We start from the raw sequence: 26,375 nt of genomic DNA on the forward strand, positions 1-26,375 counted from the left end.
CCCGCGGAGCGGGTCCCATCGCGCTGCGCGCGATGCCAGCGATCCGGTCTCGCTTCGCTCGACCGGCTGACGGCCCGCTCCGCGGGCCGTGGCCTCGACTTCGTCTCGGCCGGCCTTCCGCTGCGCTTCAGGCCTGGCGAACTCGCTTCGCTCGCACGCCTGTTGAGGAGCGCTCTCGCGCCCTGCTCAACCGCCCACTTTGTGGGCTTGATGGGCCCGTCCGCTCCGCTCCCGGCCCGAAAGGCCGGCTCCGCCGGCAGCTGGCTAGGAGGGGTACGTCGATCGAGTGCTCGCCGAAGGGGCTGACTGGACGTCATGCGCCGTGGCTTACTCCGAACGTGGAGTGTCCCTATGGAGAAGTCCTGGGGGACGCGAGCGCCCTGGCTACCGATGTTCTCAGATGATGCAGCATGTAGAGTTGAGGGAAGTAGGGAACATCCTCTCGGTTCGAGATGGAGGTCTGCTGGATTCGATGGCGAACGGATCGAGGGTATCCGAGGTGTCGGAAGCGAAGGTTTCGTACACGGATTGCGCGGTCTATGTCGATGCGCAGGATCGATCAGTTCTGGTCGACCGCCTGGCTTCCGTGGCCTACGGCGGTGAGGCTCCCGGGGTCCTGCGGGTGGGTCCGATGCACCTGGCTGTTGCGCACAACGACTACGCGACAGCCAGGGTGGCCGGGTCAGGTTCGGGTTTCTTGCATTGGGAGTTTGTCGTTGAGTGTGAAGCGTCTCCCGGTGCAGGGGGCGTAGAGGTGGTTGCTGCGGTCACGGTGGTGCTCGAGACGCTGTGGCGTGCCGGATACCGGGCGGTGGCTGCGTGTGACTTCGAGGACGAGCTACCGGCGGGCGGCAAGATGCAGTGTCCTCTTGTGCCTTCGGCAGCCGCGCCGGCAATGGGGCCGAGGTGGAAGCGGTTGGTTGCTTGGACAGTTCGGAAAAAGGGCGGGGATTCCGCGTGATCAGGCTCAGAGAGCATCAGGTAGAAGCAAATTCGCGTATCCGGAATTGGGTCGGTTTCCCTGCAAGGTCAGATGTACCTGCTCAGGGCGCTCGTGCCACTGTCGTGTCAGCGACCGGTTCCGGTAAGACGTACACCGCTGCTGCGGCCGCGCGGGAGTGCTTCGGGGGCGGTCGGATCCTCGTCATGGTGCCCACCCTCGATCTGCTCGTGCAGACCGCCCAGGCGTGGCGCCGGATCGGCCACAACGGCCCGATGGTGGCCGTCTGCTCACTGGAGAAGGACGAGGTCCTGGAGCAGCTTGGGGTGCGGACGACGACGAACCCGATCCAGTTGGCGCTGTGGGCCGGCGCCGGGGCGGTCGTGGTGCTGGCGACGTATGCCTCCCTGGTCGATCGGGAGGATCCGGGGGATGTCACTGGTCAAGGGAAGGGGCGCGGGCCGATCGAGCAGGCTCTGGCCGGTGGTGCGCTGCTGTATGGGCAGCGCATGGAGCCGTTCGACTTGGCGGTGGTGGACGAGGCGCATTCGACCGCGGGGGACGTCGGCCGGCCTTGGGCCGCGATTCACGACAACAAGCGTGTTCCGGTGGGCTTCCGGCTCTATCTGACGGCCACCCCCAGGATCCTGGCTGCGGCCCGGCCGCCCAGGGGCAGGGATGGCCAGGAGCTGGAGATTGCGTCGATGGCCAGCGACCCGTACGGCCCGTACGGGGAGTGGATTTACGAGCTCGGGTTGTCCGAGGCGATCGAGCGGGGCATCCTCGCGCCGTTCGAGATCGACGTCCTGGAGATCGAGGATCCGGACTACTACATCGGCCTCTCCCCCGACGCGATGCGCGGCCGGCGCCTGGCGCTGCTGCAGGCTGCGCTCCTCGAGCACGCCGCCCGGCACAACCTGCGCACCGTCATGACCTTCCACCAGCAGGTCGAAGAAGCTCGCGCGTTCGCCGCGAACCTGCCCGCGACGGCAGCGGACCTGTACCACGACGAGGTGTCCGCTCACGCTCTCGGCGAGGCGGACACGCGCCCGCCGTCGCCGATCGGCGCGCAGGCCGGCGAGCTGGAACCTGACCGGCACGTGCCGCCGGACCGGGTCTGGGCCCAGTGGCTGTGCGGTGACCACCTCGTGGCCGAGCGACGTGACGTCATCCGCCAGTTCGCGAACGGCATCGATGCCGAGGGAAAGCGTGTCCATCGGGCGTTCCTCGCATCCGTCCGCGTACTCGGCGAGGGCGTCGACATCGTCGGCGAACGCGGAGTGGAGGCCGTCTGTATCGTCGGCTCACGCGGCTCGATGGTGCAGATCGTGCAGAACATCGGGCGCGGGCTCAGGCCGAACCCGGACGGCACCACCAAGGTGGCCAGGATCATCGTGCCCGTCTTCCTCGCACCCGGTGAAGACCCCACCCACATGGTCGCCTCCGCCAGCTATCAGCCCCTCGTCGACCTTCTTCAAGGGCTGAGAAGTCACTCGGAACGCCTCGTCGAGCAACTCGCCTCCCGCGCCCTGACCCGCCGGCAGCAGACCACCCGCCGGATCCACCTGCAGCGCGACGCCGACGGTCACATCATCGAGCCGGGCCAGGCGCAGGACGAAGAAGACAGCTCCCTGGTGCGGGACACCGGCGTGGAGTCGGTGCTGCTGAACTTCGCCTCACCAAGGGACCCGGCCACGATCGCCGCGTTCGTCCGCACCCGCGTCATCCGACCCGACTCCCTCGTCTGGCTCGAGGGATTCGAAGCCCTGCGCCGCTGGCGTGCCGAGAACGACATCACCGGCCTGCACGCCGTGCCGTACGACACCGAGGTCCCGCTCGGTGTCACCCGTTTCCCGCTCGGGCGTTGGGTGTCCGAGCAGCGCCGCACCTACAAGACGGGGCAACTGGACGAGCACCGGCGGGCGCTCCTCGAGGAAGAGGGCATGGTGTGGGACCCCGCCGACGAGGTATGGGAGACCAAACTCGCCCTCCTGCGCTCCTACCACCGCGCCCACGGTCACCTCGCCCCCAAACAGACCACCCTCTGGGGCACCAGTGACACGGACCAACAGCCCATCGGACAGCACCTGGTCAACCTCCGCCGCCCCGGCGGCCTCGGCAAAAATCCCAAACGTGCCGCCCGGCGTGCGGAGCAGCTGAGCGCGATCGACCCCGACTGGAACTGCCCCTGGCCCGTTGACTGGCAACGCCACTACGCCATCCTCCGCGACCTCGCCACAGACGAACCCGGCGGCCTCCTCCCCCACATCCAGCCCGGCGTCACCTACGAAGGCGACGACCTCGGACACTGGCTCGCACGGCAACGAGAAGCACACACCTGGGCACAGCTCTCCGACGAACAGCAGGAGCGGCTTTCCAATCTGGGCGTGACACCCGCCCAACGTCCGGCGGCCGACAAGAGAGCTGCAGCGCAGGAAGAGGGAAAGCTGTCGGCGGCCTTCCAACACGGCATCACCGCCCTCGCCCAGTACATCACCCGCGAGGGTCCCCAAAAGCCAGTGCCGAGGGGGCACGTCGAACCAATTGTCATCAACAGCCAAGAGCACGAACACAAGCTGGGCGTCTGGTACAGCAACATCAAGACCCGCCGGGACAAGCTCACCCCACCCCAACGCGCCGCACTCACCCACCTCGGCATCGACTGGGCATAAGCGGCAGGCCGATACTCCGAGAAGTACATGGAGGACGGTCGGCCAGATGCTGGCGTCGCGGCCCGGCCGCCAGAATGCAGAATCAGCCGTGCTCATCGGTTCCAGAACCATGGTGGGCCGGTCACTGGGACACTCGTGCGCGTATCGGTCGACGGCGGCATCGGGGGATGTGGACCTGTGGCTCAGAATCGCAAGGGGCACTACCGGGCAGGGCATTACGTGAAGCCGTCATCGGCGTCGAGCCGGTGGAAGAAACCGTCCACGGGTGTCGTCCTGGTGGCCGTGCTGTTGGCTATCGCCGGCTGGAACACGCTGTTCGGGGATGATGCGGAGCGTCCTGACGCTCCCCGGCCGCAGCCGTCGGCGTCATCAACCCCTGCCGTTGTGGGTCAGTGACGTCGTTCGCGGCGGAAGACAGAGAAGGACCGCTGCCACGACCTCTTCGTTCGAGGCTCCTCTGCCTGCTGGACGACCTCGCTCGCGGTGTCTGCGGTCGGTGCCTCGTCGCGGAGCCGCTGCCAGATGGCGTGCCACTGCGTGATCTGGCCGTCAGGGACGCCGCAGGCCGACAGGTAAGCGGCTGTCGTTGCCCACGTCGTGGGAAGGGTACGGCGGTTCAGCAGAGTGCTGACAGTGCCGGCCGAGATGCGTCCCGCCGAGCGCCGGCTGACTGCCTGATGGGTCAGCCCGCTGGTCACCCGCACGTCCGCGAGTGCGGTGAAGAACCCCGTGACGGTGCGGATCGCATGCGGATCGGGCCAAACACGCTGCCCGGCCTCGGCAGGCACCCCAACGGTGAGGAGTGGGGCAGGAAGAGCCGCGTGGTTGCGCCCGAGTGCCACACGGGCGCCGCTGTTGCGGTCCCTGGCCTGCGGGACGGGGTGTCCGCGGGCTTCCAGGGTCACCCGCAGATGCCGGTAGACGGCTCCCAGGTCCAGCAGGGGTGGGCCGTCAGGTATGCCGAGGCGCAAGGTGTCCAAGAGCGCGCCGGTGAACGCCGTGTAGGTGTCTCCGACCGGTGCCAGGGCCGTGCGGGTCTCGGCCGAGGCCGCCAGGAGGAAACTGCCCTCGACGGCGGCCTGGTCGGCGAGGCTGGACGAGGCACTCATCCTGCCGAGCGCCAGACCGCTGTAGCAGCAGTCGAGGAGGACGATGTGCCGCTCCGCGCGGGAGCTCAGAAGGATCCGGCGCAGCCAGTCATAGTTCAGGCAGGTCTCGACCCGGTCGGGTTGTGTGTGCGGCAGAGCGAGAGTGAGCGCGTCTTGGGGGTCGATGAGGCCGTGGCCAGCGTAATAGACGAGCAGGGTGTCGGTGGCCTCCGCGGCCGCCTGGCGCAGCGGTTCCATCACGGTGGCCGGGGCAGGCGGGTTCTCAATGACGGTCACGTGCGGGGCGGGCATGCGCAGGGACAGTGGACCGGTCAGGAGGTCGGCAAGGGCGGTCAGGTTGTTCGAGACGGCCGGCAACTGCTCAAGGTGGTCGTAGCAGCTGGTGCCGATCAGCACCGCCCGTGAGGCCCCCGGGTCGGGCAGGACACTCATGCGTCCCGGTCCTCGTCCGGGGCGGCGTCCAGCGCTCTGGTCGCCCGCTCGATCTCCTCGGGTGAGCAGTCCGTGAGGACGACGACCGTGTCACCACGGCGGATCTCCACCCGCGGCTGCTGCGGCCGGGTCTGCCGCCACGCCACCAGCGCAAGCACGAACGATGCCGCGCTCCACCCGTTCCCCGTCACCAGCTGCAGCATGTCGAGTGCGGTGCCCATCTCCCCCGGCCGCGGCGCATTCCCCCGTACCTCGACCACGGCAGACCTGCGCACATCAGGATCCGACCCCAACCAGCCCTGCAACGAACGCAACTCCCCCACCATCGGCTCCACCCACACCTCTAAACGCACCAAGGCCTCCCCCACTGCCCGTGCACCATTCCCGATGACGATGCACCCTCCATCTTCCGCCACAACCTGGGACCTCAGGCCGGAGACGCTGCAACTCGCCGTTCACCCAGCCGAACCCGCAGTCAGGCCTCGACGGTGAAGGCCGCCTCGTAGCCCTGGGCCGTACGGACCCTCGTAGCGCGGGTGACGGTGGACAGCGAGAATCCCCCACACGCGGACGGTTGTGAAGGTCAGGAACGCTCCCCACTCATGGGCAGATGAGTGATGACGATGTGGTCTGGCACTCGCTCTCCGGCTTCATGCGGCCGAGTCGCGGCCGACGCGCGGAGGCTCGCAACTGGAGCCAGCCGCCGGGTCGGTCTGGTGGCGACTGACTCTGTCGGACCTCGTGTACAGGCGCCCGAGGCGTTCCGAGGCCAGCGTGGGGACATGACTTCTCGCTTGTCACGCCGCGCCCTCGTGCTGGTCACCACCGTGGTGCTCCTGGTCCTCGCCGCCGTTGCAGTCACGGTGGTCACCGTGCTCTCCGGCGACGAAGGGGAACCGACAGCCGGTCAGAAGCCGACGGCGTGGGAGGTGCTGACCAAACGGCAGTACGTCGACGGGCCCAGCCGTCAGCTGGCACTCGACGCTTTCGCCTCCATTATGGGTCCCATCCCCGGCGGTCGGGCAGTGGACGCCGACGAGATCGGCACGAGATCCGCCACGCCGGTGATGCGGTTGATCGGCCCGTACTGGAAAGAGCTGTCACACGAGCAGCAAGACGTCGTCCGCCGCTACGTCGTCGTCACACCGGAGGGCTCCGCGGGACCGGCGGGGCGAGCCGGGTCGGCGGTGCCGCGCGTTCCCGGCACCCGCGCAGAGCCGGTCACCTCGCAGATCCGGCGTCTCGTCAACACGGTCGCCACAGAATTCCGCGAGCGGTATCCGGTGAGCTTTCCTCCCACGCTGGAGGTGACAACATCGAGGGCCAGCCCCATCATGCACACCGGGGCGGGGGCGTTGGCCTACACCGGGCCCTTCGTGTACCGAGGCAACCCACCGCTTCCCCAGTTCCTCCCGACCGGCGAGGACGGGCCCTGGGAAGGCTGTCTGATCACCTTCTACCGGCCGTTCGTCCAGAAGTTTCGAAAGCCTCCCACACATGCCTCCGACGCCCGCATCGTGGCCGACGTCGCCCACGAGCTGTTCCACTGCCACCAACTGCACCTTGTCGGCCTCGAGAAGTACTCGGCCATGCCGTGGTGGATCGCCGATGGATCGGCCGAATGGGCCAGTATGAAGTACACGCACGAGGGCGCGTACAAGGCGACCGGCGTCGGGTTCTGGCCGAAATACTTCACTCCCTACACCTTGAATGCCGCAGATCCCACGAAAGCCTTGGATCAAAACCTGTTCGCCAGGAGCTACAGCAACGTGGGATTTTTCGCGCAGATGGAGACCAGCCTCGGCTACGACCAATCGTGGACGGTCATCGACGAGATGCTGTTGGCGGACGGGTACAGGGGATCTTTCAACGTGGTGGGCAACGCCACTACGCCCGACGGTCGGAAGTTCCTTACCGAATGGGCGAGGGGCTTCGTCGGCGACGCCGCGCTAGGACGCGAATGGCGCACCACAGGGCCGGGGCTCGGGAAGTTCCAACCGAAGCCCCCCATGCGGCTCCCTCTCGGGACGAGGACGGAGACCATCGACGCCAGACCTGCGGTCGAGAAGAGGGTGGTACCCCTCGGCAAGGACGTCGAAGCGGTCCGCATCACGGTGAAGGGGCAGGGAGGGCTGGCCTGGCGAGGCGGTGCCAAGAAGACGGACGACGTCGTTGACGCGGGTGAGGAGCAGACCCAGTGGTACTGCCTCCAGCCGAAGAAGTGCTCATGCCAGTTCACCGACCGCTCCGGAGCCCGCCGCCTCACTGTCGCACTCACCGGCGGCATGAAGAAGAGCCACTTCCTGGCCGAGGCGAAGACCGGCGACGAACTCTGCGAGCAGGTCAAGCAGGCGGGCAGCGGGCTCCCGGGCACGTACGAGGGTCCGCTGCCGGACACCAGCATCCACCTACGCGTGGCTGAAGCCGACGATGGCGAATACACCGTCACCATGACAAATTTCAGCAGCCACGGCGGCGGCGCTCAGGGCTGCCAGCAGGACTACGGTCCTCCCACCGATCCTGCCGAAGCTCGGCTGCGCGCGGAGGGGGACAAGTTCCGCGGCACCGCGATCTCCGTCTACGTCCACGGCAAGAGATGCTTCTACCAGGCACACGCCGTCGTCCTCGAAGTCGTCGACAAGGACACCGTGAAGATGTGCGGCGCCCCCTCGCCGTCATGCTCACTGGCCCGGCGCATCGAACCCGACCCGACGCCCGTGGGCTGACCGTCGACCATATCCACACCGACCGGCCCGACCGGTCCCCGTGGCCAGGACACCGGCACAGGCCTCGTCGGCCTTCGGACCGCTTGCCCAGTCAGACATGTCCGGGTTTCAAGAACAGGTTGCAAGGGTCTTCAGAACGGCACCTCGCCGGGTGAAGCCCGGGAGCCGGTAGTTGCGGGCTGACCGGCGTGGCCCAGCGCGCTGCCGGTCCCCGCGGTGCGGTGCCCAAGGCTCTCTGCCATCGTGCGCGCGATCCGGAGCGAACCGAGGCACCAGCCCCCAGCGCCTGCGCCATGCGACGCCACGGAAACCATGGGCGCTGTCCCCCAGGACGTTGAGGGCCTTCGCGGCACAGGAAAGTTCAGCAAGGCGCTCTACAGCATGCTGCGCGAGCAGGCCAACTGTGCTCCCAAGGAGCAGATGGTCGTCGAGCTGACCCACCGGCTGCGCGACCCCTCAGATACGTTCCGCCGGCACTCGTGAAGACCTTCCAGGACGCGATCAAGGTAGCCAGCCAGGCGGGGCTGCGCTACTGGTCAAAGGACGAATGAGCCAGCCGCAGCGAACGGCGGGCCTTCATCCTCTTCTGACGTTGCTCACGGGTAGCTGCCTCCCACGAGTGCACCCCCACGGAAGACACCCATCGCCGTCCGTGCCTGCCCTTCACCACACCACCGGCACCCAGACGGCACGGGCGGATCTGTGTGCCGAACACGCACGGCCATAGCATGCACCTCAACACTCCGCTCGTTCCGTCGCTGGCGTACTCAAAGAGTCCCACGCTGCACTGACAATCGGCAGGGGAGGCTGGCAAGTCCAAGCAGCGTGACCGGCCGGCCTGCCACGCGTTGTACACCTCGACGCGTGCACACATCCGTCCCCACGGGAAGCATGCTCGGGGGGCCCTGACCGTGCCCGGCTCAGGGCCCCTTCGTCTTACCCGTCGGCATCGGCGATGCGACGCCACGGGTGCGTCTTCGCCTCCGGTGACACTTCTGCCAGGTCCAGACGGCAGCTGGGACAGTGACGGCCATCCGGTTCCGGAACCGCTACTTCTGGGGTGCCTGGATGCTGACTATCCAGCGAGCTTCCTTGTCTGCTTCGATGGTGAAGTGGAGCTTGCGGCTCGTAGCGAGATTGAGCTGGTTCGCGTTCTTCTCGACTCTGGAGTGGGAACATCCCACGGTGTACTCGCCGATGGATTCCAGAGAGAGCTTCAGCTGAACGGTTTTCGAGTCTGAGAAACAGTTCAGCTTGACCCAGGATTCACCTTTCGGGAATTCAACGGTTCCGAACTGGCGGTCCCCCCTGCGCGGCCCGTCCGAGAGAGTCTCCTTGAAGCCCTTCTCCACCTCTGGTGAGATCAGGGGTTCGGTGGGGATCGGTGCCGGCTGAGACGCCGACTCCTCGGGAGGGCTCGGGTGGTCGGAGTCCCGGTCGTTGGTCGTGCATGCTCCGAGGGAGAGCGCGAGAAGGGCCGAGACGGCTGCTGCTGCAGGGGCGCGCATCAGGAGCTCGTTTCCCAGTACCTGAAGCCGTGCGTCGTGTTGGCGATGTCCGCGGTGCCGTAGGTGATCTGAGTCTTCCTGCAGTTGGGCAACTGGTAGTACTTCTGCCACTTGACGTTGTGGCCCCAGGAGCCGTACTGGGCGTTGCCGAACTTGTTGCGGGTGATGTTGCGGCGGTACTGGTGCTGCGTGTCCCACGACACCTCCTTGACCGATTCGCGACTCACCTCAATCTTCGCCTCGGCCACAATGCCACTGACCGTCACCCCGCCGCCAGCCGTGATCTTGGTCGATGCCGACCCCGCCTCGCTCCGTGTCAGCACCATCGTCCCGCCAGGGCCGTCCTTGTACTTCGGCCCCTTCCCCAGGTGCTTCTTCGACTGCGCGTAGATGTCGACCTTCCAGCCCCCGTCACAGACATCGGCGGGCGACGGATCCGGCGACGAGTCCGCATGGGCAACGCCCGGGACACCAGCGGCGATCGAGAATATCGCGACAGCCGTAATTACGGAACGCTTCATTTTTCCCCCAATTTCAACTACCTGGGGACGGATGGTCAATTCCGCCCCTGCGGCTATGCGGCCAGCAGAACAGTCGAACTTCCATCGGCCGCGTTGACGTGACGAAACTACAGACCGTGCACAGCGGAGCACACAGTTCCACGTGGTATCTGAGGTAGATCTGAGCCTCAACCGCCCCTAAGAACCCACGAAGCGGACATGTACAAGACGGAACAATCCGAGCCGCGGCCAGAATGGGCTCGAGCAACCCTCGCCGGCGGCTCCGCAGGCAGCATCCGTGTCGTGGGCCGCTCCGTTAGACCCGCCCGCGCAGCAACTCCTCATGCCTGCCCCTACGCCCAGACTCCCAGCCACCACCGCCAACGAACTGACCGGTATCGGGCCGGTGCTTTCCCTCGACGACACGATCGGGCTCAAGACACGGGCAGTGCACGACCGCGGCTTCCCCCCGCGGCCTCATCGACGTCTTCAGCGCCCGCCACCTCGCCAGCACCCTCGAGATGGAATTCCTCGGCGCACAACACGAAGACGACTTCGACCTCAAGGAACTGCACGCCCGCCTGGAAGCAGCCGAGTTCACGGCGTACGGCATGGCACCGGGCGTCGTCGCCGAGCTCCGCCGCTGGATCCGGGCCTGGGCAGACAGCCTCGGGACACGCCTTGCCGCCCGCTATCACGAAGAGATCGAGTAGCCAGCCACAAGCGCAGGGCTGCACAGGGGCAGCAGCCACGCCCTTTTCAGCGCGCGGCCTGCCTGAGCTGGATGCCACCCCGTTCGGGGACTGCTGGCAGTTGAAGGTCTGGCACGGAGGACCGCCCATGACGACGTTGGGGAAACACATGCGGCGGGCTGGGAATGGGGCCGCCGTCAGGTGGCGGCGGCCCGCGGGGCTCAGAAGCGGCTCTGTGCCCACAGGAGGAGCAGGCTGACCGCGCCGCTCCCCAGGGAGTAGGCGGCTCCGCGGAGGAGGTGCGTCTGGGCGGTGCGCCGGTGTGCGGCTGCCTTCCGGAGCAGGTCACGCCACTTTCGGGGTGCAGGCTGCTCCTGTGAACCCTTTTTCTGGGTACTCTGCTCCATAGAGATTTCCTTTCGTCATGCAGGCGTGTGGAAGTCACGCAAGGAGCCCTCCCGGTAATGGCCTCAGAAACCACCGGGGTACAGGGCTCCTTCGCGTTGGCAGGATTCTACTGAGGGGGTGGTGATAAAAACCCCTGGAACCGGCATCACTCGATCGGGACTGCGAGCCGTCAATCCGGCTCGGTCACACTGAGTGGCATTGCTTCTACTTTTCTTGAGGGAAGTAGAAGTTATTCGCATCTACTCGCCCGTTCTCACGCTGGGCAACGATGTGACGTGCGCCACAACAGGGTGCATGTCGCGGGATCGCGTCACTCTCAGCGGCTGGTGAAGTCGCGGAGCTGTTCGGCCAGGCGGCGGTCGGGGCGGCGGACGATGGCGCAGCCGCCTTCATCGGCGAGCCGGTCAACTTCCATCTCCAGGCGGCCGGTGGGCGGCATGCTGGAAACGGAGCCGTTTTTGCGGACGTAGGCGGCGACCGTGCCGAGGCAGTCGAGCAGGACGTCGTCGATGCCGCGCGTGCCCGTGCGGGAGGTCGTGACTTCGTGCCGCCAGTGCGACGCTTCCCTGGTCTCCCCCAAGGACAGGTGGTGCAGGTGGAGGCAGTAGGCGGCGAGGCGGTGCCCGGCGCCGGCGGACAGTTGCCACCAGAACTGGGCGGACTCGGGGTGCCCGGTCAGCAGGAGCAGGCACGCGAAGACGCAGGCGCCTTCGACGTCGAACTCATCCGGTGCGGCGGCGGGCGTGTCGTGGGGGGCGTCGGCAAGTTCGCCGATGTGGCGGGCGGCGCCGGGGGCGTTGATCACCCATCGGCAGACGGTGGAGAGGCGGTGGCCGGCCTGGGCGGTGTCGTCGACCTCGCTCACATGGCCGGGCAGGCGCCGGGCGTCCGCGGCGAGGCGGCGCAGGGCTGCGCCGACGTCGTAGGAGGTGTCCGGGGTAACGGGGACGACGGCGTCCTCGAGGAGGTCGTCGATGGTGGGCATTACTGCTGTCCCTTCCGGCTGACGGCGGCACGGGTGGGCAGGCCCAGCTTCCTGCCGAGGCGTTCCTTGGCCTTGCGGCAGTGGTAGCCGACCGTGCGCTCGTCCAGGCTCATGAAACGGGCGACCTGTTTGGTCGAGTAGCCGATGAGGTAGCGGAGCACGATCACGGTGTACTGGCGCACCGGGAGCTCGGAGATCGCCGCGTAGAGGCCGAGGCGGCTGTCGGAGAGTTCGAGTTCGCCGCGCAGGGCGCGCAGCCGCTGGTTGATCTGGCCGTTGATGATGTAGGCGGGGTCGCGGCCTTCGCGGGCGAGCCGGCTGGCGACGTGGCGGTGCAGGACCGCGAGGGTGCGGCGCTCCAGCTCGTCCTCCTGGAGCAGCCCGTGCCAGGCGGCGCGTATCTCCAGGAAGACCTCGTGCACCACTGCCTCGGCGCTGTGGCGGCTGCCGAGGTGGATCTCGGCATAGGTGTGGAAGAACACCTGGTGGCCCAGCACAAATCCCTCGAAGTCGAGGGGGAGGTCGAGCGTCTCACTCACGCGGTGGCCGAACGGGCCGGGCGCGCCGGCGGGACGGGCCTGGTCATCACGCACACAGACCTCCGGCACACCGCGCGTCCAGGGACACGGCTCTCGTCACGGGCTTCCTCTTCCTCGAGGACCAGACGCCAACTCACAGCGCCCGAGGGCGGGTTGCCCTCTGCCGACCACTCAAGCGAAAACGGCCTCCAAAGACTCACGCCCCATCCAAGAAAAGTCACGGAGCGCACCGAACACACCACAGCGCGCAAGATCACAAATCAGATTGAAGCGGCTCTGATCAGGCGTAACGCTCACGGACCACCCCTCGAAAACCAGCCCCCTTCCCACACGCCGAGTGGTACAGGTCACAACCGATCACAGTGCGCAGAACCTGAGTAGGACCACATCCTCGACACCGCAGAACGTCAGCCGACGACGCCGAGGCACGCGTCGACGCGGCAGTGCGAGTACCCAGCCTGGGTCGGGCCGGCCTCACAGGCTCATCGGCTCACAGGTTCGGCCGTTCACCAGGAGAAACAGGGGGTTCGTCTCACAAGCTCACATGCTCACGGGTTCGGTGCGCGCCTGCGGCGCGGGGTCGGCCTGTGTGCTCGTCGTGAGCGGCTACTCGGCGCTGGCCTCGGTGATGCCGCCGGCGAGCTGGCCGAGGACGCCCGCGAGCCATTGCCCGAACGGCGTCGGTGCGAGCAGCACGCCCAGGGACAGAACCAGGACGACGGTGAGCTTCTCGTCGAACCGGGAGCGTGCCTCGGTCCGGCGACGCAGCCGGAAGAAGACGATGACCGCGAGCAGCACCGCCACGTTGATGGTCAGCATCCGACCGCCCCCCTGCCCCTTCACGACAACACACGCCCTCACTGGTGTAGCGGGAACGACGGGTGAACCGGGCGGTGTTGGGCAACGATGGCGGGAACCGCTGCGGTGTCTGGCCTGCGACATTCGGTCACGCATCGCACACAGGCGGCCCGGTGACACGCCCTCCGGCTTCCCCGCACAGCCGTCGTGGGTGCTGCACAGTGAGGACTCCCGCCCTTCAGGTCGTCTGCTGCCTCGTGGAAGGCGGGACCCTGGGTTCCGGGCACAGGCCGTCACACGCCGCCCGGAACCCAACTCACCTTCGTCCGGACACGGGCGGGCCGTGGACGCGGACGCCGGCGAGGACCAGTGCCACAGGCACCGTCGGACACAACCTGCGGCACGCCGCCGGACACGGCACACGGCCCCGGCGAGAAGAGGAAGCCAGGGGCCGTGCCGTTGACACCCCAGGGGGAGGCCTCCCGTGTCACCCGACATACAACCCCGCAGCACCCATCGGCGCCCGTGACCGGCGCCGGCGACACCCCGGCGCACCGCCCGGGCGGCGCAACGCGTACGGCCCCGGAATGAGAAGAACCCGGGCGCAGGACACGCCGTGGGGGGGTACGGCGTGTCCCGACAAGCAACCACACCCCCGCCCCACCGACCGCATGCCGCACCGGGATCACGCGCGCCACCACACCGGCAGACGAATTCCTCGTAGCCGCCGCCGCTGCGGGGTGCCGAGGTAGAGACACAGTACGGATTCGAGGTCCAGGCGCCAGTAGTGGGCGATCCCGGCCGCCGCGCACAGGGACGGCTTCATCGGCGGTCCTGACCCGCGTGGACGGCGAGGCGATCTCCAAGCCAGGAGCACGTCATGCGCGTCGATCGCCACCTGCCTGCGCGGCTCCGCAGATCGCGGGCGGGCATGCCTGTCTTCAGACCGTGGCTGACCGCCGGGTTTCCTGCAGCTGGCCGAGCCAGATGCGCCAGGCGAAGGACAGGGCTGCGAGACCGGGGGTGAAGAGGGCGGGCCACAGGAGCCACGGCGGGAGGTAACCGGGCGGTGGCCAGTGCTGATCGAGCATGAGACCGGACAAGGTCGTCAACCCGATCGCGAAGAGCGGCAGGATCCAGGCGGGCGGGAGGTCACCAAGTTGGCGGCCCCCGAAGACGCTTGCGACGGTCAGGTGTATGAACACGTTGAGGGGGACGAAGAACCACAGGACCCACCCGTCGTCCCCGATGCCGGTTGCGAGAGCGACAGCAGAGGGGACGCCTGCCACCAGGATCAGGTGGCAGAGGGCAAGGAGGGCGACGACGGTCCGGGTAAGCCAGCCCACCTGTGGTTTCACCAGGACAAGGCGGGAATCGACGGAGGCGAGACCTGGACCGGCATCCGGTTCCGGCTGGTTCGAAGCGCTGGCCTCCGGAGTGAGGCTCGGGCCGATGAGTTCCTCCAGTTCATCCCTGTCATCGGTTGTCCGCTCCTGGGTTTCGCTGATGAGGCTGCTGGCCCACTCGTAGGTGTCGGGATCGGCGTCGGGCTGCGCGGCTCGGTCGGCGACTGTCTGCTCGAGGTCGGCAAGCCACTGCCGGGCCCGGTCAGTGCTGAGTTCGGCGGTGACGGTCTGGGCCGCGAGCGGCAGGAGACGTTCCGGGTCGGCGGCGACGGCCCGATGGGCACCGGCGGCGAGTTCGGGCTGCTCCTGGGCGGTACGGGCGATGGTGCTGAGCGTCTGGTGGCGCTGCTCGGGCTTGAGGGACTCGTGTTGCAGGAAGGTTTCGATGAACTCGCCTGCGCTGTCGGTCTCGACCTCGACAAGCAGAGCGGCGGCCAGTGGCTCGCCGACGGAGCCCCAGTGGGCTCCGTCGGTGGCGGGGTAGGCGGCGGCCAGGACGTCGTCGAGCGTTGCCAGCTGGCGCGCGTCGGGAGGGGCGGTGATCCCATAGCCGCGGTGGTGGACGTCGAATGCGGCTCGGACGGCTGCCTGTCCGTCCCTGGCGGTCTGGGCGCCGGCGAGGAACTGTGCGGTGATCAGGGTGCGGATCAGTTTGTCGTCGACGGTGCCTTCGGGCAGGCGGGTTTCGACGATGCGCCGTACGTACTCCTCTTCGTTTGCGAGCAGGACCTCCATGGGGTGGTCCTTCAGGGCGAAGTCGGGGTTGGCGTGTGCCAGCACGTCGGCGAGCGCGGCGATGTGGTGGTAGATCACCGGCTGCCGGGGGGCGTGCTCGATGCCTGCGCCGTAGTAGCGGGGTGCGTCGGCGACGACGCTGTCCGGCCAGGTGTCGTCGCCGTGGCCGGCCTGTTGGAGCAGACGGATGCGGCGGGCGAAGGCGGCTTTCGCCTCTACATAGACCTCCTCGGGGCCGTGGCCGTTCAGCGCATCGTCGGGCGTGAGGGTGAAGGCTTCGCTGACCGGCCGACATGCTGGGTGCGCAGGTTTCCCGACCTCAAGACACAGGTCATCGGAGAACTATGGCTCCGAGATCTCGAGCTCACCGCCTGGCGCGTCCTGCACGCAGACCGCAGGTCCGACGATCCGACAGGACGCAAAGCATTCCTCGACGCCTGGAGCAGGGTCTGAGCTTCAGCGCTTGCTGTCGTGATGGGTGAATATTCCCCGCAGTGCCCGGACGGGCACGTGTTTGATCGCCTCGCCCACGCCACCGCTGTCACCCGCCGGCCCTCATACGCCCGTACCGTGAAACGCCCGCCTCCCCCGCTGTCACTACCGCTCAGAGAGCTGGATGGCCAGTAAATACAATCTGCCTCATGTCGAAGCCTGACGAACTGCTCGTTGACGTCGCCGCCCTGGTGGAGTCCGGGCAGAGCAACCAGATGTCCCTGACCGTGGTCACCGGTGGTGCTGTCATCACCGGTCGGCTGGCTCCCGAAGCAATGTGGAGGCAGAGGGTGTCGGATGTGCTGACTGATTCCGCAAGCTTGGGAGAGTTCTCCGCCGTCTTCGACACCCCCGCGAAGAAGGACGGGCCGCCCACTCATCTGCACTTCCATGTCGCCCGGATCCTGCAGGGCACGGTCGGGATCCCGGAGACAGGCGGGATGTACCGTGTGGCGATTGATGACGTCAGCGCCTGGACCGTGGGCGACTTCAGCTATTCCGACCACTGAGCAGCCACTGCGACGGACCCCGTTGCAAGCAGTGTGGGCCCGGTCGGCGCGCGCCGGTCGGGCCCACACTGCTGTTCAGGTGTCGGCTTCGTGCCTTTTTCCCCCGGTCAGACGGACACGGGAGTACCGAGCATCGCGGAAGCTTGGTGGAGCGAGCTGAGGATGCGTACGGGTGCGGCCTTGGGGAGGGTGCGGCAGGTGAAGCCGAGCTGAGTCATGGCCCGGAGGACTTCGCCGGCGCTGAAGTCACGGCGGTCCTGGCGGGTGATGACCTGGCCGACTTGCTTGACGGGGTAGTGGCGGCGGCCGATGATCACGGATTCGCCGGTGCCGGGTTCGGGCTTGATGCCCTTCATCGATTCCAGTACGCCGTTCTTGGTGAGCTCGAAGGGGAAGCGGGCGATGACGCAGCGCATGTGGCCTCACAGGGAGAAGGGGAGAGCGGTCCGACCAGGGTGAGGCGGCTCAGCGGGAGGGGGCGAGGACGCCCAGGGCGTTGCCTTGCCCGTCGACCACCGGCAGGGCACCGAGCCGGCGGGAGCGCATCGCGTGCTCGGCTTCGGCCATCGTGGTCACGGGTGAGGCGATCACCCCGTGGTCGCCTAGGAGGTCGCGCAGGCGGACGCGGTCCGTGTAAGCGGAACTGTCGCGGACCGCGGTGAGTTCGCTCCGGGTGACCAGTCCGGTGCACTGGCCGTCCTGGTCGCAGACGACCAGCCGGCCCGTGCGGGCGGCGGCCATGACGGATAGCGCAACCTCGACGCTCATGTCGTCACAGACCTGCGGTCCGGCCGCGTCCATGACCTCAGCGACCGTCTTGTGCATGGGGCCGGCGCTCGCCGGGCGGGGCTGCATCTGAACCAGCGTCAAAAGGTGCCTCCTGCAGAGATGGGTCAGCTTCCTGATCACGAAGGCTCTAGGCCGCCGCACCGAAGACGGACTGGCGTACCGGCGCGCGGCGGGTTGTCGCAGAGGGGCGGCGCCGGCCTCGCGAGGAGCTGCGCTTGGGGCGTTCGGCCACCGGTGCGGTGATGACGACCGGGATGCCGGAGGGGGCCTGGGCGCCGGTGATCCGGTGCAGGGCCTCGTCGCCCGAGCGGATCTGGGTGGTCTGCGGCCGGATCCCGGCGTCAGACATGAGGCGAACCATGTCTCGGCGCTGGTTCGGTGTGACGAGGGTGACGACGCTGCCGGACTCGCCGGCGCGGGCGGTGCGTCCGCCGCGGTGGAGGTAGTCCTTGTGGTCGGTCGGCGGGTCGACGTTGACGACGAGGTCGAGGTTGTCGACGTGGATGCCGCGCGCCGCGACGTTGGTCGCTACCAGCACGCTGACGTGGCCCGTCTTGAACTGCGCCAGCGTGCGGGTGCGCTGCGGCTGCGACTTGCCGCCGTGCAGCGCGGCGGCACGTACCCCGCTGTTGAGCAGGTCCTGGGTCAACCGGTCGACGGCGTGCTTGGTGTCCAGGAACATGATCACCCGACCGTCGCGAGCGGCGATCTCGGTCGTGGCGGCGTGCTTGTCAGCGCCGTGGACGTGCAGGACGTGGTGCTCCATCGTGGTGACCGCACCGGCCGATGGGTCGACCGAATGCACGACGGGGTCGGTCAGATAGCGGCGCACCAGCAGGTCGACGTTGCGGTCCAAGGTGGCCGAGAACAGCATCCGCTGCCCCTCCGGACGCACCTGGTCGAGCAGCGCGGTGACCTGCGGCATGAAACCCATGTCGGCCATCTGGTCAGCCTCGTCCAGCACCGTGATGCCGACCTGGTTCAGCCGGCAGTCGCCACGGTCGATGAGGTCCTTGAGTCGGCCAGGGGTCGCGACGACCACCTCAGTGCCACTTCGCAGCGCGCCGGCCTGCTTGCCGATCGACATCCCACCCACCACCGTGGCCAGCCGCAGCCTGAGAGATCGGGCATACGGAGTGAGCGCGTCGGTCACCTGCTGCGCCAGCTCACGCGTCGGTACGAGGATCAGCCCCAGCGGCTGGCGGGGCTCAGCACGCTGTCCGGCGGTACGGGCGAGCAGGGCGAGGCCGAAGGCGAGGGTCTTGCCGGAACCGGTGCGCCCGCGGCCCAGGACGTCACGGCCCGCCAGGGAGTTCGGCAGCGTCGCACCCTGGATCGGGAACGGCGCGCTCACACCCTGCCGGCCAAGCTCAGCCAGCAACTGCTCGGGCATGGAGAGATCGGCGAAGCCCTCAACGGCGGGCAGCGCGGGGGTGATCGTCTTGGGGAGCGCGAACTCACCCTGTACCGCGGCGGGCCGGCGGCCATAACTGCCGGAACGGGCCGGGCCGCCGGAACGGCGCGGTGCCGGCGAGCCGAAGCGGCTGCCACCCCTTCCCGCGTCGGCACTGCTATTACGAGTGCGGGGAGAGCGGCCGTTCGTACGTGTGCGGTTCATGCGGAACCTTCCTCGATGCGGCACATATCAAGGAATTCCCGCAAGCGATGAGCAGCACGGAATTACAAGCATGGACCGACGTCAAAGCAAATCCGGCCGACGGGAATCCGTGCGGGCGTAAATGCTGAAATAGGTGACGCAGTGGGGACGTAAAGTCCGGGGCGTCGAGGTGCGGTGTGGCTCTTCAGGATGCGCCTGCATCCCCGAAGGAGGAGTCGCGTGTGGTGAGACTGCGGATTCCTCCGCGCCGTCCCGCGGGTGAAACCGCCGCGGGAAATGGCTGTAGCTGGGGCCCGCACCCCGAAGGATGCGGGCCCCAGCTACAAGTCTGTCAGGCCGGAACGATGTTCTCGGCCGTCAGGCCCTTCTGGCCCTGCGCGATGTCGAAGTTCACCTTCTGGCCTTCGAGCAGCTCACGGAAGCCCTGGGCCGCAATGTTCGAGAAGTGGGCGAACACGTCAGCGCCGCCACCGTCCTGCTCGATGAAGCCGAAACCCTTTTCCGCATTGAACCACTTCACGGTACCAGCAGCCATGTCATATCTCCTTGGGGGCAGTACGCCGGCGCCCACACTGCGCGGACACCGTGTCGCCGCGATGATTACCCCGCCGGAAAATGACCGGAAACACAAAAGCACTCTCCCCGGCAAGAGCCGGGTGGGAGCACTTGAAGTTTCGGGAACCACAACTGCAACTGAGATGGACCATAGCACGCCGCAACGGCCCGCGTCGGTTAAGTAATTCCACTCCACTCGTTGCGGCAAAAACTCTCGCCGCATCGTCCGTCAAACTCTCACGGCGTGGTCCGCCAAACTCTCACCTCAAGAACACAGATATTGACTCACTCGCGGTGCAACGTTCCAGAAAGAGCGGAACGCACCAAGGCCGCCAGGGCGCTCTGACGTGCGCGGCTGTCCGCAAGGTCGCATTGAACAGCGGCCAAGAGCAGCCAACAACCTGAGGCGGAGCTGCGCTGATCGCCGCGTCCGAAACAGTAGTCGAGCGTTCGATCCGGTGCGGAGACGTCACCATGGATCGCGTCGGGGCGACCACGGCATCCTGTTCGGGCTGAGTCTGTCGGTGGCAACGGTGTGGCGGCTGCTGAAACGGCACGGCTGGTCCTGGCAGGCACCCGCCCGCAGAGCCCTCGAGCGCGACGAACACGCCGTCGAGCTGTGGAAAAAGGAGGTGTGGCCGCGGGTAAAAGACTCGCGGCGGCCCACGGGGGCTGGATCGTCTTCGAGGACGAAGCCGGATTCTCCATGACGCCGCCCCGCGCCCGCACCTGGGGCCGGCGCGGACACACCCCCGTGATCCGGGTCCGGGGCAGATCCCGCCGCAGAACCTCGGTCGCCGCGCTGTGCTGCTACAACCCCGACGGGCAAAGCCGCCTCATCTACCGGCCCCGCCACCACCTGCTGCTGAAGGGCGCCAGAAAGAGCTTCTCCTGGAAGGACTACCGAGACCTGCTGGTACGGGCCCACATCCAGCTCGGCGGCCCGATCGTGGTGGTCTGGGACATTCTCAACACCCATCTCACGGCAAGCTGAAACGGTACGAGGCCGAACACGACTGGCTCACCACCATCCGTCTCCCGGCGTATGCACCCGACCTCAACCCCGTCGAGGCCGTCTGGTCACTGCTGCGGCGAGCGATGGCGAACACCGCATTCAACACGTCCGACGACCTCGACCGCATACTTCGCCGCGAGTTACGCAGAATCCAGCTCCGGCCCCACCTCATAGACGGCTGCCTCACCACCACCGGCCTGACCCTCACCGCACCGACCCCACCCTGAAAACCTCAGTAGCCGTATGTCGTAGGTGGCGGGGCGGGGGTGGAGCCGCGCAGGGCGATGGTGGCGGCGGCCGTGGTCACCTCCCGTCGGGCGCGGGCCGTGGCTGTGATGTCGACGTCCTGCGGGACCACGGAGAGCGGGAAGGGCGCTGGGTGTGGAGGACGAGCAGCGCCAGGGCGCCGGTCGCTGCGGACCAGGTGAGGGAGAGCAGGCCGTGGGACCAGGGGACGTGTGAGGTGAGGGCTGAGCTCAGCGCCAGCTGGTTCACGCCGTACAGAGGAAGCGCGGAAACGCCTGCCACATCCATGAGCGTGTTGAAGACGGGATTCTGCAGGCCGGTGTCGACCAGGCTGAGCATGATGATGAGGAAGAAGCCCTCCAGCTCGCCGCGGACCAGAGAGCCGAGCAGAAGCCCGATGCCGCCGTAGGCGAGGCCGGCACCCGCAAGGGCCAGCACCAGGGGACCTGCGTGGCGTACGGGCAGGGAGATCCACAGCAGGATCGTGGTGTAGAGGGCCAGCAGGGCGGCGGTGAGGGCGACGGCAGCAAGTTTCGCCAGCAGCATCGGCAGCCGGGGGTAACCGGCCAGCAGCAGGCGGCGGTCCATCTGCCGGGACTGGAAGGTCTCTGTGAAGGTGATGAAGCCGGCGACCATGGTGATGGCGCCCAGCGCGCTGGCCACCTGGCCCAACTGGCTGGCGGGAGCGGAAACGGGTGCGCTGATGGCGTCCAGCCAGATGCGCACCACTTGGTCGGAGGTGCACAGGCGTGCCACAGCGATCCAGATGGGGATGAACGCGACCGCCAGAACCAGGGCCAGCCGGTTGCGCAGGTGGCCCAGCAGAGTGCAGCGCAGCAGTTCGGTGAATGCCGTCCAGGAGAGTCTCAACGGTCGGTCTCCTCGAAGTGCAGACGGCCCTGGCGCAGATGCGCGATCGCATCGAAGTGGTGCAGGTCGTGCAGCAGGTGCGAAACCACGATGATCGACCGGCCCTGATCACGCAGATCAGTGGCCAGGGACCAGAACCGCTGATGGGTGTCCCAGTCGAAGCCCTGGTAGGGCTCGTCCAGGACCAGCAACTGCGGTTCGTGTATGAGAGCGATCAGGAGGTTCAGCTTCTGTCGGGTTCCGCCACTGAGTTCGCCGACCTTCTGTCGCCGGCAGCCGGTCAGTGCCAGCAGCTCCATCAGCTCCCCGACGCGCTCCAGCGTCGGCAGCCGGTAGGCCATCTGGAACAACCGCAGATGCTGTCCGACGGTGAACGCATCGTTCAGTACCGTCCGTTGCGGGCAGTACCCGACCGCCCCGGTCCTTGTCACCGTTCCGCGATCGGGTGCAAGGTTTCCTACGACGATCTGCAGCAGAGTGCTTTTGCCCGCGCCGTTCTCGCCGACGACTCCCACCAGCGTCCCGGCGGGCACATCAAGGTCGACGTCGCGCAGGACCTGCCTGCCTCCGTACGCCTTGCAGACTCCGCTGATCCGCAGCCGTGGCCGGTGGCGCGCCGTTACTGCCTGCACATGAGCCCCTCGAAAGATCGGACAGGTGTAGCGAGCCGGCCCGGAGCCCGCCGCAGAGGCCGGGCCGCGCGCAGGCTCATGTCCCCTGGCCTGTCCGGCCCATGGCCGCTCAGCTACGCTCGGCCGGACGATCCGGGCCCTGGGCGGCCCCCTGCGCAAGGCGGCGTGCTGCCGCCCAGTGTTCAACGAGTCCGTACCGCTGGTGTAACGGCGGCCACCCGCTGTTCCGGTGAACAGCCGACGTCGCCACTCCGCAGGCTTTGTGCCTCCCCGTCGAGCGTGACGTGAGCCGCTGTCCGCCGTTGTAGGAGGCGATGCCCCCGACACCACAGCAAAACATCAGCACTTCCACGATCGTGATCGGAGCCGGCCCTCACGGTCTTGCGGCCGCCGCACTACTACGCCGCTCCGGGGTGCCGGCCGTGATCCTGGAACGATCGGACCGAGTGGGAGCGAGCTGGGCGCAGCGCTATGACCATCTACGCCTGCACACCACTCCCGGCACCTCGAGCCTCCCCGGCCTGTCGGTGCCGCGCCAAGCAGGCCCGTGGGTGAACCGGGACGACTATGTGCGCTACCTGGAGCGTTACGTCGCCCATCACCAACTCGACGTCCGGGTGGCCACCCCGGTGCGGCGCATCGTACGGGCCGAGCCAGGTTCGGGAGCACAATGGCTGGTCCACACCCCCGACGGCCCGGCGCCCGCCGGCGCCGTCGTGGTGGCCACCGGCCGCTGCCACACCCCGAACGTCCCCCACTGGCCCGGGCGTTCAACGTTCACCGGAACGCTGCTGCACTCGGCTCATTACCGGTCTCCGGCCCCCTACCGCGGGCAGCACGTCCTGGTGGTCGGCGCCGGTAACAGCGGTACCGAGATCGCCTGCGTCCTGGCCGGGGCCGGAGCCGAACGGGTATGGATCGCAGTCCGTACCCCACCCAACATCCTGCCCCGCTCCAGCGCCCGATGGCATGCAGTCGGCCGGCTGACGGAGGTCCTCCCGCTCGCGTGGCGCGACCGCACCTCCCTGCTCACGCAACGTCTCGCGGTGCCCGACCTGACCTCACGGGGGCTGCCGCGGCCTCGCACGGGCCTGTACACCCGCAATGCCCGCGAAGGGATCAACCCGGTGCTCGACCACGGCTTCGTGGACGCCGTCCGGTCCGGGCGGGTCGAGCCGGTCGCGGCCGTCCAGGCGTTCGACGGCCCCGACGTGATATTGGCCGACGGCACCCGACTGCGACCCGACACGGTCATCGCCGCCACCGGGTACCGGCCCAACCTGCACGACCTGGTCGGGTCCCTGGGCGTACTCGACGAGGACGGGCAACCCCTCGCCGTAGGGGCACAGACCCATCCCGAAGCCGCACACCTTTACTTCGCCGGATACACCAATCCACTCACGGGTGGCCTTCGTCAGGCTGGCATCGAAGCGCGCGCCATCGCCCACGCGTTGCGATGCGAGACGGTGCGGGCCCCCCTTCCCTCTCCCCGCGTGGGCGACCGCACCGCCGACACACTCCACAGAGGGCACGCTTCGAGTTGACGGGGCCTCGGAAGCTCGGCCCTTCAGCGGCTTGCCCCCCCGCAGGGCGAGTGGATGGCGTCGCGCCTTCGGCGACACAGTCCCTGGCCTCCTGGGCCACCGGCCAGGACCTGCCAGCCTCCTTCTCGTCAGGTGACGGCGACGGGCCGCCGCCATGGAGGCGGCCAGTGGATCGCGCCCGTGCCCTGTAGCGGGTGGAGGCCGTCCCGACGAGGAGAAGGTCGGCTGTCCCGACGCGGGACAGAGTGCGGATGCTCCTCGGTGACGTAGGTGGCGGTCTCACCGCGACCTCGGTGCTCGGTCCGCTGCCCCTGGGCAGTAGGCATCACCCTGGCTCCGCCACTGCGGCAGGCCGGGCCGGCGCCGGTCGGCGCCCAGTGACGACCTGCCTCACCCTCGTACCGTTGATGACGCTCTGATACGCGCCCCTCGTTCCCACGCACCGCCAGACCAGCGTCACCCGCCTGACGCTCCGTCGGAACCAGCATCAAATGAGCGTCAGGACGGTTTCCCGTGCGCCCTCACGGACCGAGGAGAACGCGTCCATCATCTCGCGAGACGCCCACGAAGCCGCAGGTCAAGCCCACTCCCCGGCACCAGGACACGTTCCACGTCGTGCATTTCGGGGAACACGTCGAGCGCACCCGGACGCGCCTGAGCAACCTAGAAAAACTGCAGGTCAGAGCCCCTTTGTAGCGGGCTCAAGAATCGCGACGCACTCCACGTGCGACGTCATCGCAATAACGTGTACCGAAAACATGTGAATGAAAGCCGCAGGTCAGCGGCACGCAAGGGACGTATCGGGCGCGCTGCTGATGTGCGTTACGTGCAGAGTGGGCGGTACGTGCGACGTGCTGACCCACCCGGCCATCTCGGGCAGAGAATCTCAGGTCAGGGTCCTGATCCGCATCAGGGGAGCGGTCGACTTGCAGGCCGGAGGAGCGGACGGCTTTCGCGCGTGGCGCGATGCCTCGCCAGTGCCCGAGCCCGTCGCGGTCAGTAGATCGGCTGCTCATGGGAACGATCAGAGCTCCCGAGCGGAATCCCCGCTCCCCTGCGCGCAAGGATCGCCGATGCTTCCTGAGGTCCGCCTCCACCTAGCCGGCCCCCTCACCGACCAGTTGGAACACCAACTGGGTCTGGCTCCGCATCGGGAAGCCGCCCACCTCGATGTGCAGGGCGTCGCCGGCATCGCAGTCGTCGCAGCTGCCCACTCCGATGGCTATGCGGCCACCGGCCACCTCCTCGGGCTGCTGGCCGCGCTGCCTGCCCCCACCAAGGCAGGAGAACGCTTCTGGTCGGACCTGTGGAGGTCTTCGGGCACCGCGTACCTGCTACCCGTCAACATCAAGGCTCTGGTGCTGCGTTCCTTGACAGGAGAAGGAAACGCCCTGGCCCGACAAATCCTCTCGGCTGTCGATGAGATGACCCCGCCCCAACGCGTCGCAGCCGGAGAGGTGATCGGTCAAGCCCTCGCCGAGTCCGACCATTTTCCCGACCTCAAGACACAGGTCATCGGAGAACTATGGCTCCGAGATCTCGAGCTCACCGCCTGGCGCGTCCTGCATGCAGACCGCGGGTCGGACGATCCCGCTCGACGAAAAGCCTTCCTCGAAGCCTGGACGAGTGTCTGAACGCCTGCTCGTCCGAGCTGCAAGCCGCGCAGGGCTTGCGGCGCCCGGGCCGGCACGAGGCGCACGTTCCCGGCCTCGTTTCCCGAATCATCCGGCTCGGTGCTCCCGCACCTTCCGGCAACCCCGGTCGCCGACGAACTGCGCGCCGGCGACCTGGACCGTAGCGTGGTGGCCCCCAGTTCAACAATGGCCACTCGTACGATGGGGCGACCGAGCGAGCCCGGGACGACGCTTGAAGCGACCGAGTTCAGAAGTTCCCGGCCGAGGTCGTGCCGGCCCCGCACCTCAACAGATCAGGGCCGCGCAGCCATTGCTGCACGGCCCTGGTCCTGTGCACCACAGGTCGTGTCGCCGCCCGGCACGAGAGCGGATCCCCTTGTCCGGGTGAAAGCACGGCCGGCACGAACAACGGCAGTTACCGAACGCGGTGCGCGACCCCTCGGGCAGCGACTGCGAGGTCAGGCCGGGTTGATGTTCTCGGCCTGCGGGCCCTTCTGGCCCTGGGTGACGTCGAACGTCACGATCTGGCCCTCCTGCAGTTCACGAAAGCCCGAGGAGTTGATCGCGGAGTAGTGCGCGAAGACGTCCGGGCCGCCCCCGTCCTGGGCGATGAAGCCGAAACCCTTCTCCGCGTTGAACCACTTCACAGTTCCCGTAGCCATAGTCATGCCTTCCAGTCGATGAATGCCTCCCACTCCATGTCGAAGGCAGAGGTGATCGCCCTGGTTCCTGCGGCACAGCACAGCAAAACGCCCACGCCAAAAGCGTGGGCAAAGGGAAACTCCGAACCACGACAGCTGCCGCAGACGCTACACGCCCTCACACCACGTCACCACAGGAACGATCACGCCGCGTACCGGGAGCGTGCGGGGGCCCGCCGACACCGGCGGGCACGCTCATCTCAGCCCGAGTTCGTCGGGTTCGCCGATTCGGCGGCGCGGCGGTGTTCGGCGTTGATGCGCTGGGCTTCTTCGAGCTGGTCTTCGAGGATGACGATGCGGCAGGCGGCGTCGATGGGGGT

26 protein-coding genes and 2 pseudogenes are annotated in these 26,375 nt (G+C 67.5%); 10 read left to right on the forward strand and 18 right to left on the reverse strand.

Annotation, left to right across the window (positions count from 1 at the left end; translation table 11 throughout):
* The first annotated feature begins 400 nt into the window (after positions 1 to 400).
* Entirely contained in the window at positions 401 to 961 is a 561-nt protein-coding gene (locus AC067Z_RS36835; RefSeq protein WP_478794017.1) for a hypothetical protein, read from the forward strand.
* Positions 958 to 3,612, forward strand: coding sequence for a Helicase associated domain protein (locus AC067Z_RS36840; protein WP_478794018.1), 2,655 nt, complete (start codon positions 958 to 960; stop codon positions 3,610 to 3,612). The genes AC067Z_RS36835 and AC067Z_RS36840 overlap by 4 nt, the downstream gene beginning before the upstream one ends.
* 389 nt (positions 3,613 to 4,001) lie before the next feature.
* Here the strand turns inward: AC067Z_RS36840 and AC067Z_RS36845 are convergent, their stop codons facing one another.
* Positions 4,002 to 5,153, reverse strand: coding sequence for a caspase family protein (locus AC067Z_RS36845; protein ID WP_478794019.1), 1,152 nt, complete (start codon positions 5,151 to 5,153; stop codon positions 4,002 to 4,004).
* Positions 5,150 to 5,479, reverse strand: coding sequence for an effector-associated constant component EACC1 (locus AC067Z_RS36850; protein ID WP_478794040.1), 330 nt, complete (start codon positions 5,477 to 5,479; stop codon positions 5,150 to 5,152). The genes AC067Z_RS36845 and AC067Z_RS36850 overlap by 4 nt, the downstream gene beginning before the upstream one ends.
* 456 nt (positions 5,480 to 5,935) lie before the next feature.
* On the opposite strand from AC067Z_RS36850, the gene AC067Z_RS36855 reads away from it, so the two are divergent.
* Both AC067Z_RS36855 and AC067Z_RS36860 read left to right on the forward strand, forming a co-directional pair.
* Positions 5,936 to 7,879 (forward strand): hypothetical protein, encoded by a 1,944-nt coding sequence (locus tag AC067Z_RS36855; protein WP_478794020.1) that lies wholly within the window; start codon positions 5,936 to 5,938, stop codon positions 7,877 to 7,879.
* 312 nt (positions 7,880 to 8,191) lie between these two features.
* Positions 8,192 to 8,362 carry a hypothetical protein gene (locus tag AC067Z_RS36860; RefSeq protein WP_478794021.1) on the forward strand — a complete coding sequence of 57 codons (171 nt, stop codon included), beginning with the start codon at positions 8,192 to 8,194 and terminating at the stop codon, positions 8,360 to 8,362.
* A gap of 566 nt (positions 8,363 to 8,928) precedes the next feature.
* Here AC067Z_RS36860 and AC067Z_RS36865 read toward each other — a convergent pair.
* Together AC067Z_RS36865 and AC067Z_RS36870 are read right to left on the reverse strand one after the other, a co-directional pair.
* Complete coding sequence (locus tag AC067Z_RS36865) at positions 8,929 to 9,387, reverse strand: hypothetical protein (RefSeq protein ID WP_478794022.1); 459 nt, start codon at positions 9,385 to 9,387, stop codon at positions 8,929 to 8,931.
* A complete protein-coding gene (locus AC067Z_RS36870) occupies positions 9,387 to 9,947 on the reverse strand; it encodes a hypothetical protein (protein ID WP_478794023.1) in 561 nt (186 codons plus the stop codon). Before AC067Z_RS36870 ends, AC067Z_RS36865 begins: the two co-directional genes overlap by 1 nt.
* A 461-nt stretch (positions 9,948 to 10,408) precedes the next feature.
* On the opposite strand from AC067Z_RS36870, the gene AC067Z_RS36875 reads away from it, so the two are divergent.
* Complete coding sequence (locus AC067Z_RS36875) at positions 10,409 to 10,600, forward strand: hypothetical protein (protein WP_478794024.1); 192 nt, start codon at positions 10,409 to 10,411, stop codon at positions 10,598 to 10,600.
* 200 nt (positions 10,601 to 10,800) lie between these two features.
* Here the strand turns inward: AC067Z_RS36875 and AC067Z_RS36880 are convergent, their stop codons facing one another.
* From AC067Z_RS36880 to AC067Z_RS36905, 6 genes are all read right to left on the reverse strand, one after another.
* The gene (locus AC067Z_RS36880; RefSeq protein ID WP_478794025.1) at positions 10,801 to 10,986 is read right to left on the reverse strand and encodes a hypothetical protein; all 186 of its coding nucleotides are present in this window, start codon (positions 10,984 to 10,986) and stop codon (positions 10,801 to 10,803) included.
* Between the two features lie 317 nt (positions 10,987 to 11,303).
* The gene (locus AC067Z_RS36885) at positions 11,304 to 11,972 is read right to left on the reverse strand and encodes a hypothetical protein (RefSeq protein WP_478794026.1); all 669 of its coding nucleotides are present in this window, start codon (positions 11,970 to 11,972) and stop codon (positions 11,304 to 11,306) included.
* On the reverse strand, positions 11,972 to 12,565 hold the full coding sequence (locus AC067Z_RS36890) for an RNA polymerase sigma factor (RefSeq protein WP_478794027.1): 594 nt from the start codon (positions 12,563 to 12,565) through the stop codon (positions 11,972 to 11,974). The genes AC067Z_RS36885 and AC067Z_RS36890 overlap by 1 nt, the downstream gene beginning before the upstream one ends.
* A 552-nt stretch (positions 12,566 to 13,117) precedes the next feature.
* Positions 13,118 to 13,330, reverse strand: coding sequence for a hypothetical protein (locus tag AC067Z_RS36895; RefSeq protein WP_478794028.1), 213 nt, complete (start codon positions 13,328 to 13,330; stop codon positions 13,118 to 13,120).
* Between the two features lie 664 nt (positions 13,331 to 13,994).
* Positions 13,995 to 14,135 (reverse strand): hypothetical protein, encoded by a 141-nt coding sequence (locus AC067Z_RS36900; RefSeq protein ID WP_478794029.1) that lies wholly within the window; start codon positions 14,133 to 14,135, stop codon positions 13,995 to 13,997.
* A 115-nt stretch (positions 14,136 to 14,250) separates the two neighbouring features.
* Positions 14,251 to 15,528: a hypothetical protein gene (locus tag AC067Z_RS36905; protein WP_478794030.1), complete on the reverse strand. Its 1,278-nt coding sequence runs from the start codon at positions 15,526 to 15,528 to the stop codon at positions 14,251 to 14,253.
* A gap of 84 nt (positions 15,529 to 15,612) precedes the next feature.
* Here AC067Z_RS36905 and AC067Z_RS36910 point away from each other — a divergent pair, with 84 nt between their 5' ends.
* Together AC067Z_RS36910 and AC067Z_RS36915 are read left to right on the forward strand one after the other, a co-directional pair.
* A complete protein-coding gene (locus AC067Z_RS36910; RefSeq protein ID WP_478794031.1) occupies positions 15,613 to 15,903 on the forward strand; it encodes a hypothetical protein in 291 nt (96 codons plus the stop codon).
* A gap of 188 nt (positions 15,904 to 16,091) precedes the next feature.
* On the forward strand, positions 16,092 to 16,451 hold the full coding sequence (locus AC067Z_RS36915; RefSeq protein WP_478794032.1) for a hypothetical protein: 360 nt from the start codon (positions 16,092 to 16,094) through the stop codon (positions 16,449 to 16,451).
* Between the two features lie 107 nt (positions 16,452 to 16,558).
* Here the strand turns inward: AC067Z_RS36915 and AC067Z_RS36920 are convergent, their stop codons facing one another.
* From AC067Z_RS36920 to AC067Z_RS36935, 4 genes are all read right to left on the reverse strand, one after another.
* Positions 16,559 to 16,867: an SCO5918 family protein gene (locus tag AC067Z_RS36920; RefSeq protein WP_478794033.1), complete on the reverse strand. Its 309-nt coding sequence runs from the start codon at positions 16,865 to 16,867 to the stop codon at positions 16,559 to 16,561.
* A gap of 49 nt (positions 16,868 to 16,916) precedes the next feature.
* The gene (locus tag AC067Z_RS36925; protein ID WP_478794034.1) at positions 16,917 to 17,321 is read right to left on the reverse strand and encodes a CBS domain-containing protein; all 405 of its coding nucleotides are present in this window, start codon (positions 17,319 to 17,321) and stop codon (positions 16,917 to 16,919) included.
* Between the two features lie 46 nt (positions 17,322 to 17,367).
* Positions 17,368 to 18,858, reverse strand: a complete 1,491-nt coding sequence (locus tag AC067Z_RS36930; RefSeq protein ID WP_478794035.1) for a DEAD/DEAH box helicase — start codon at positions 18,856 to 18,858, stop codon at positions 17,368 to 17,370.
* Positions 18,859 to 19,189: 331 nt separating this feature from the next.
* The gene (locus AC067Z_RS36935; RefSeq protein WP_067385816.1) at positions 19,190 to 19,393 is read right to left on the reverse strand and encodes a cold-shock protein; all 204 of its coding nucleotides are present in this window, start codon (positions 19,391 to 19,393) and stop codon (positions 19,190 to 19,192) included.
* Between the two features lie 532 nt (positions 19,394 to 19,925).
* Between AC067Z_RS36935 and AC067Z_RS36940 the strand changes: the two are divergent.
* Positions 19,926 to 20,655, forward strand: a pseudogene (locus AC067Z_RS36940) (IS630 family transposase); the annotation flags it as partial.
* A gap of 76 nt (positions 20,656 to 20,731) precedes the next feature.
* On the opposite strand, the gene AC067Z_RS36945 reads toward AC067Z_RS36940, so the two are convergent.
* Positions 20,732 to 21,544, reverse strand: a complete 813-nt coding sequence (locus AC067Z_RS36945) for a hypothetical protein (protein WP_478794036.1) — start codon at positions 21,542 to 21,544, stop codon at positions 20,732 to 20,734.
* A complete protein-coding gene (locus tag AC067Z_RS36950; protein WP_478794037.1) occupies positions 21,541 to 22,176 on the reverse strand; it encodes an ABC transporter ATP-binding protein in 636 nt (211 codons plus the stop codon). The genes AC067Z_RS36945 and AC067Z_RS36950 overlap by 4 nt, the downstream gene beginning before the upstream one ends.
* A gap of 314 nt (positions 22,177 to 22,490) precedes the next feature.
* Between AC067Z_RS36950 and AC067Z_RS36955 the strand changes: the two genes are divergently transcribed.
* Positions 22,491 to 23,720, forward strand: a complete 1,230-nt coding sequence (locus tag AC067Z_RS36955; protein WP_478794038.1) for a flavin-containing monooxygenase — start codon at positions 22,491 to 22,493, stop codon at positions 23,718 to 23,720.
* Between the two features lie 1,073 nt (positions 23,721 to 24,793).
* On the forward strand, positions 24,794 to 25,354 hold the full coding sequence (locus AC067Z_RS36960) for a hypothetical protein (RefSeq protein WP_478794039.1): 561 nt from the start codon (positions 24,794 to 24,796) through the stop codon (positions 25,352 to 25,354).
* 458 nt (positions 25,355 to 25,812) lie between these two features.
* Here the strand turns inward: AC067Z_RS36960 and AC067Z_RS36965 are convergent, their stop codons facing one another.
* Positions 25,813 to 26,016: a cold-shock protein gene (locus AC067Z_RS36965; protein WP_008734837.1), complete on the reverse strand. Its 204-nt coding sequence runs from the start codon at positions 26,014 to 26,016 to the stop codon at positions 25,813 to 25,815.
* 239 nt (positions 26,017 to 26,255) lie between these two features.
* Positions 26,256 to 26,375 (reverse strand): annotated as a pseudogene (locus tag AC067Z_RS36970) (MerR family transcriptional regulator); the annotation flags it as partial.

The sequence above is a fragment of the Streptomyces sp. NPDC043812 genome, from assembly GCF_056436245.1.

Excerpts from the sequence above, each read along its gene's own strand:
- AC067Z_RS36965 (WP_008734837.1), bottom strand. The coding sequence starts at position 26,016 with ATGGCTACGGGAACTGTGAAGTGGTTCAACGCGGAGAAGGGTTTCGGC.
- AC067Z_RS36955 (WP_478794038.1), top strand. The coding sequence starts at position 22,491 with ATGCCCCCGACACCACAGCAAAACATCAGCACTTCCACGATCGTGATC.
- AC067Z_RS36930 (WP_478794035.1), bottom strand. The coding sequence starts at position 18,858 with ATGAACCGCACACGTACGAACGGCCGCTCTCCCCGCACTCGTAATAGC.
- AC067Z_RS36920 (WP_478794033.1), bottom strand. The coding sequence starts at position 16,867 with ATGCGCTGCGTCATCGCCCGCTTCCCCTTCGAGCTCACCAAGAACGGC.
- AC067Z_RS36935 (WP_067385816.1), bottom strand. The coding sequence starts at position 19,393 with ATGGCTGCTGGTACCGTGAAGTGGTTCAATGCGGAAAAGGGTTTCGGC.
- AC067Z_RS36895 (WP_478794028.1), bottom strand. The coding sequence starts at position 13,330 with ATGCTGACCATCAACGTGGCGGTGCTGCTCGCGGTCATCGTCTTCTTC.
- AC067Z_RS36850 (WP_478794040.1), bottom strand. The coding sequence starts at position 5,479 with ATGGTGGGGGAGTTGCGTTCGTTGCAGGGCTGGTTGGGGTCGGATCCT.
- AC067Z_RS36835 (WP_478794017.1), top strand. The coding sequence starts at position 401 with ATGATGCAGCATGTAGAGTTGAGGGAAGTAGGGAACATCCTCTCGGTT.
- AC067Z_RS36855 (WP_478794020.1), top strand. The coding sequence starts at position 5,936 with ATGACTTCTCGCTTGTCACGCCGCGCCCTCGTGCTGGTCACCACCGTG.
- AC067Z_RS36865 (WP_478794022.1), bottom strand. The coding sequence starts at position 9,387 with ATGCGCGCCCCTGCAGCAGCAGCCGTCTCGGCCCTTCTCGCGCTCTCC.
- AC067Z_RS36880 (WP_478794025.1), bottom strand. The coding sequence starts at position 10,986 with ATGGAGCAGAGTACCCAGAAAAAGGGTTCACAGGAGCAGCCTGCACCC.
- AC067Z_RS36960 (WP_478794039.1), top strand. The coding sequence starts at position 24,794 with ATGCTTCCTGAGGTCCGCCTCCACCTAGCCGGCCCCCTCACCGACCAG.
- AC067Z_RS36885 (WP_478794026.1), bottom strand. The coding sequence starts at position 11,972 with ATGCCCACCATCGACGACCTCCTCGAGGACGCCGTCGTCCCCGTTACC.
- AC067Z_RS36845 (WP_478794019.1), bottom strand. The coding sequence starts at position 5,153 with ATGAGTGTCCTGCCCGACCCGGGGGCCTCACGGGCGGTGCTGATCGGC.
- AC067Z_RS36875 (WP_478794024.1), top strand. The coding sequence starts at position 10,409 with ATGGAATTCCTCGGCGCACAACACGAAGACGACTTCGACCTCAAGGAA.
- AC067Z_RS36860 (WP_478794021.1), top strand. The coding sequence starts at position 8,192 with ATGGGCGCTGTCCCCCAGGACGTTGAGGGCCTTCGCGGCACAGGAAAG.
- AC067Z_RS36915 (WP_478794032.1), top strand. The coding sequence starts at position 16,092 with ATGTCGAAGCCTGACGAACTGCTCGTTGACGTCGCCGCCCTGGTGGAG.
- AC067Z_RS36900 (WP_478794029.1), bottom strand. The coding sequence starts at position 14,135 with ATGAAGCCGTCCCTGTGCGCGGCGGCCGGGATCGCCCACTACTGGCGC.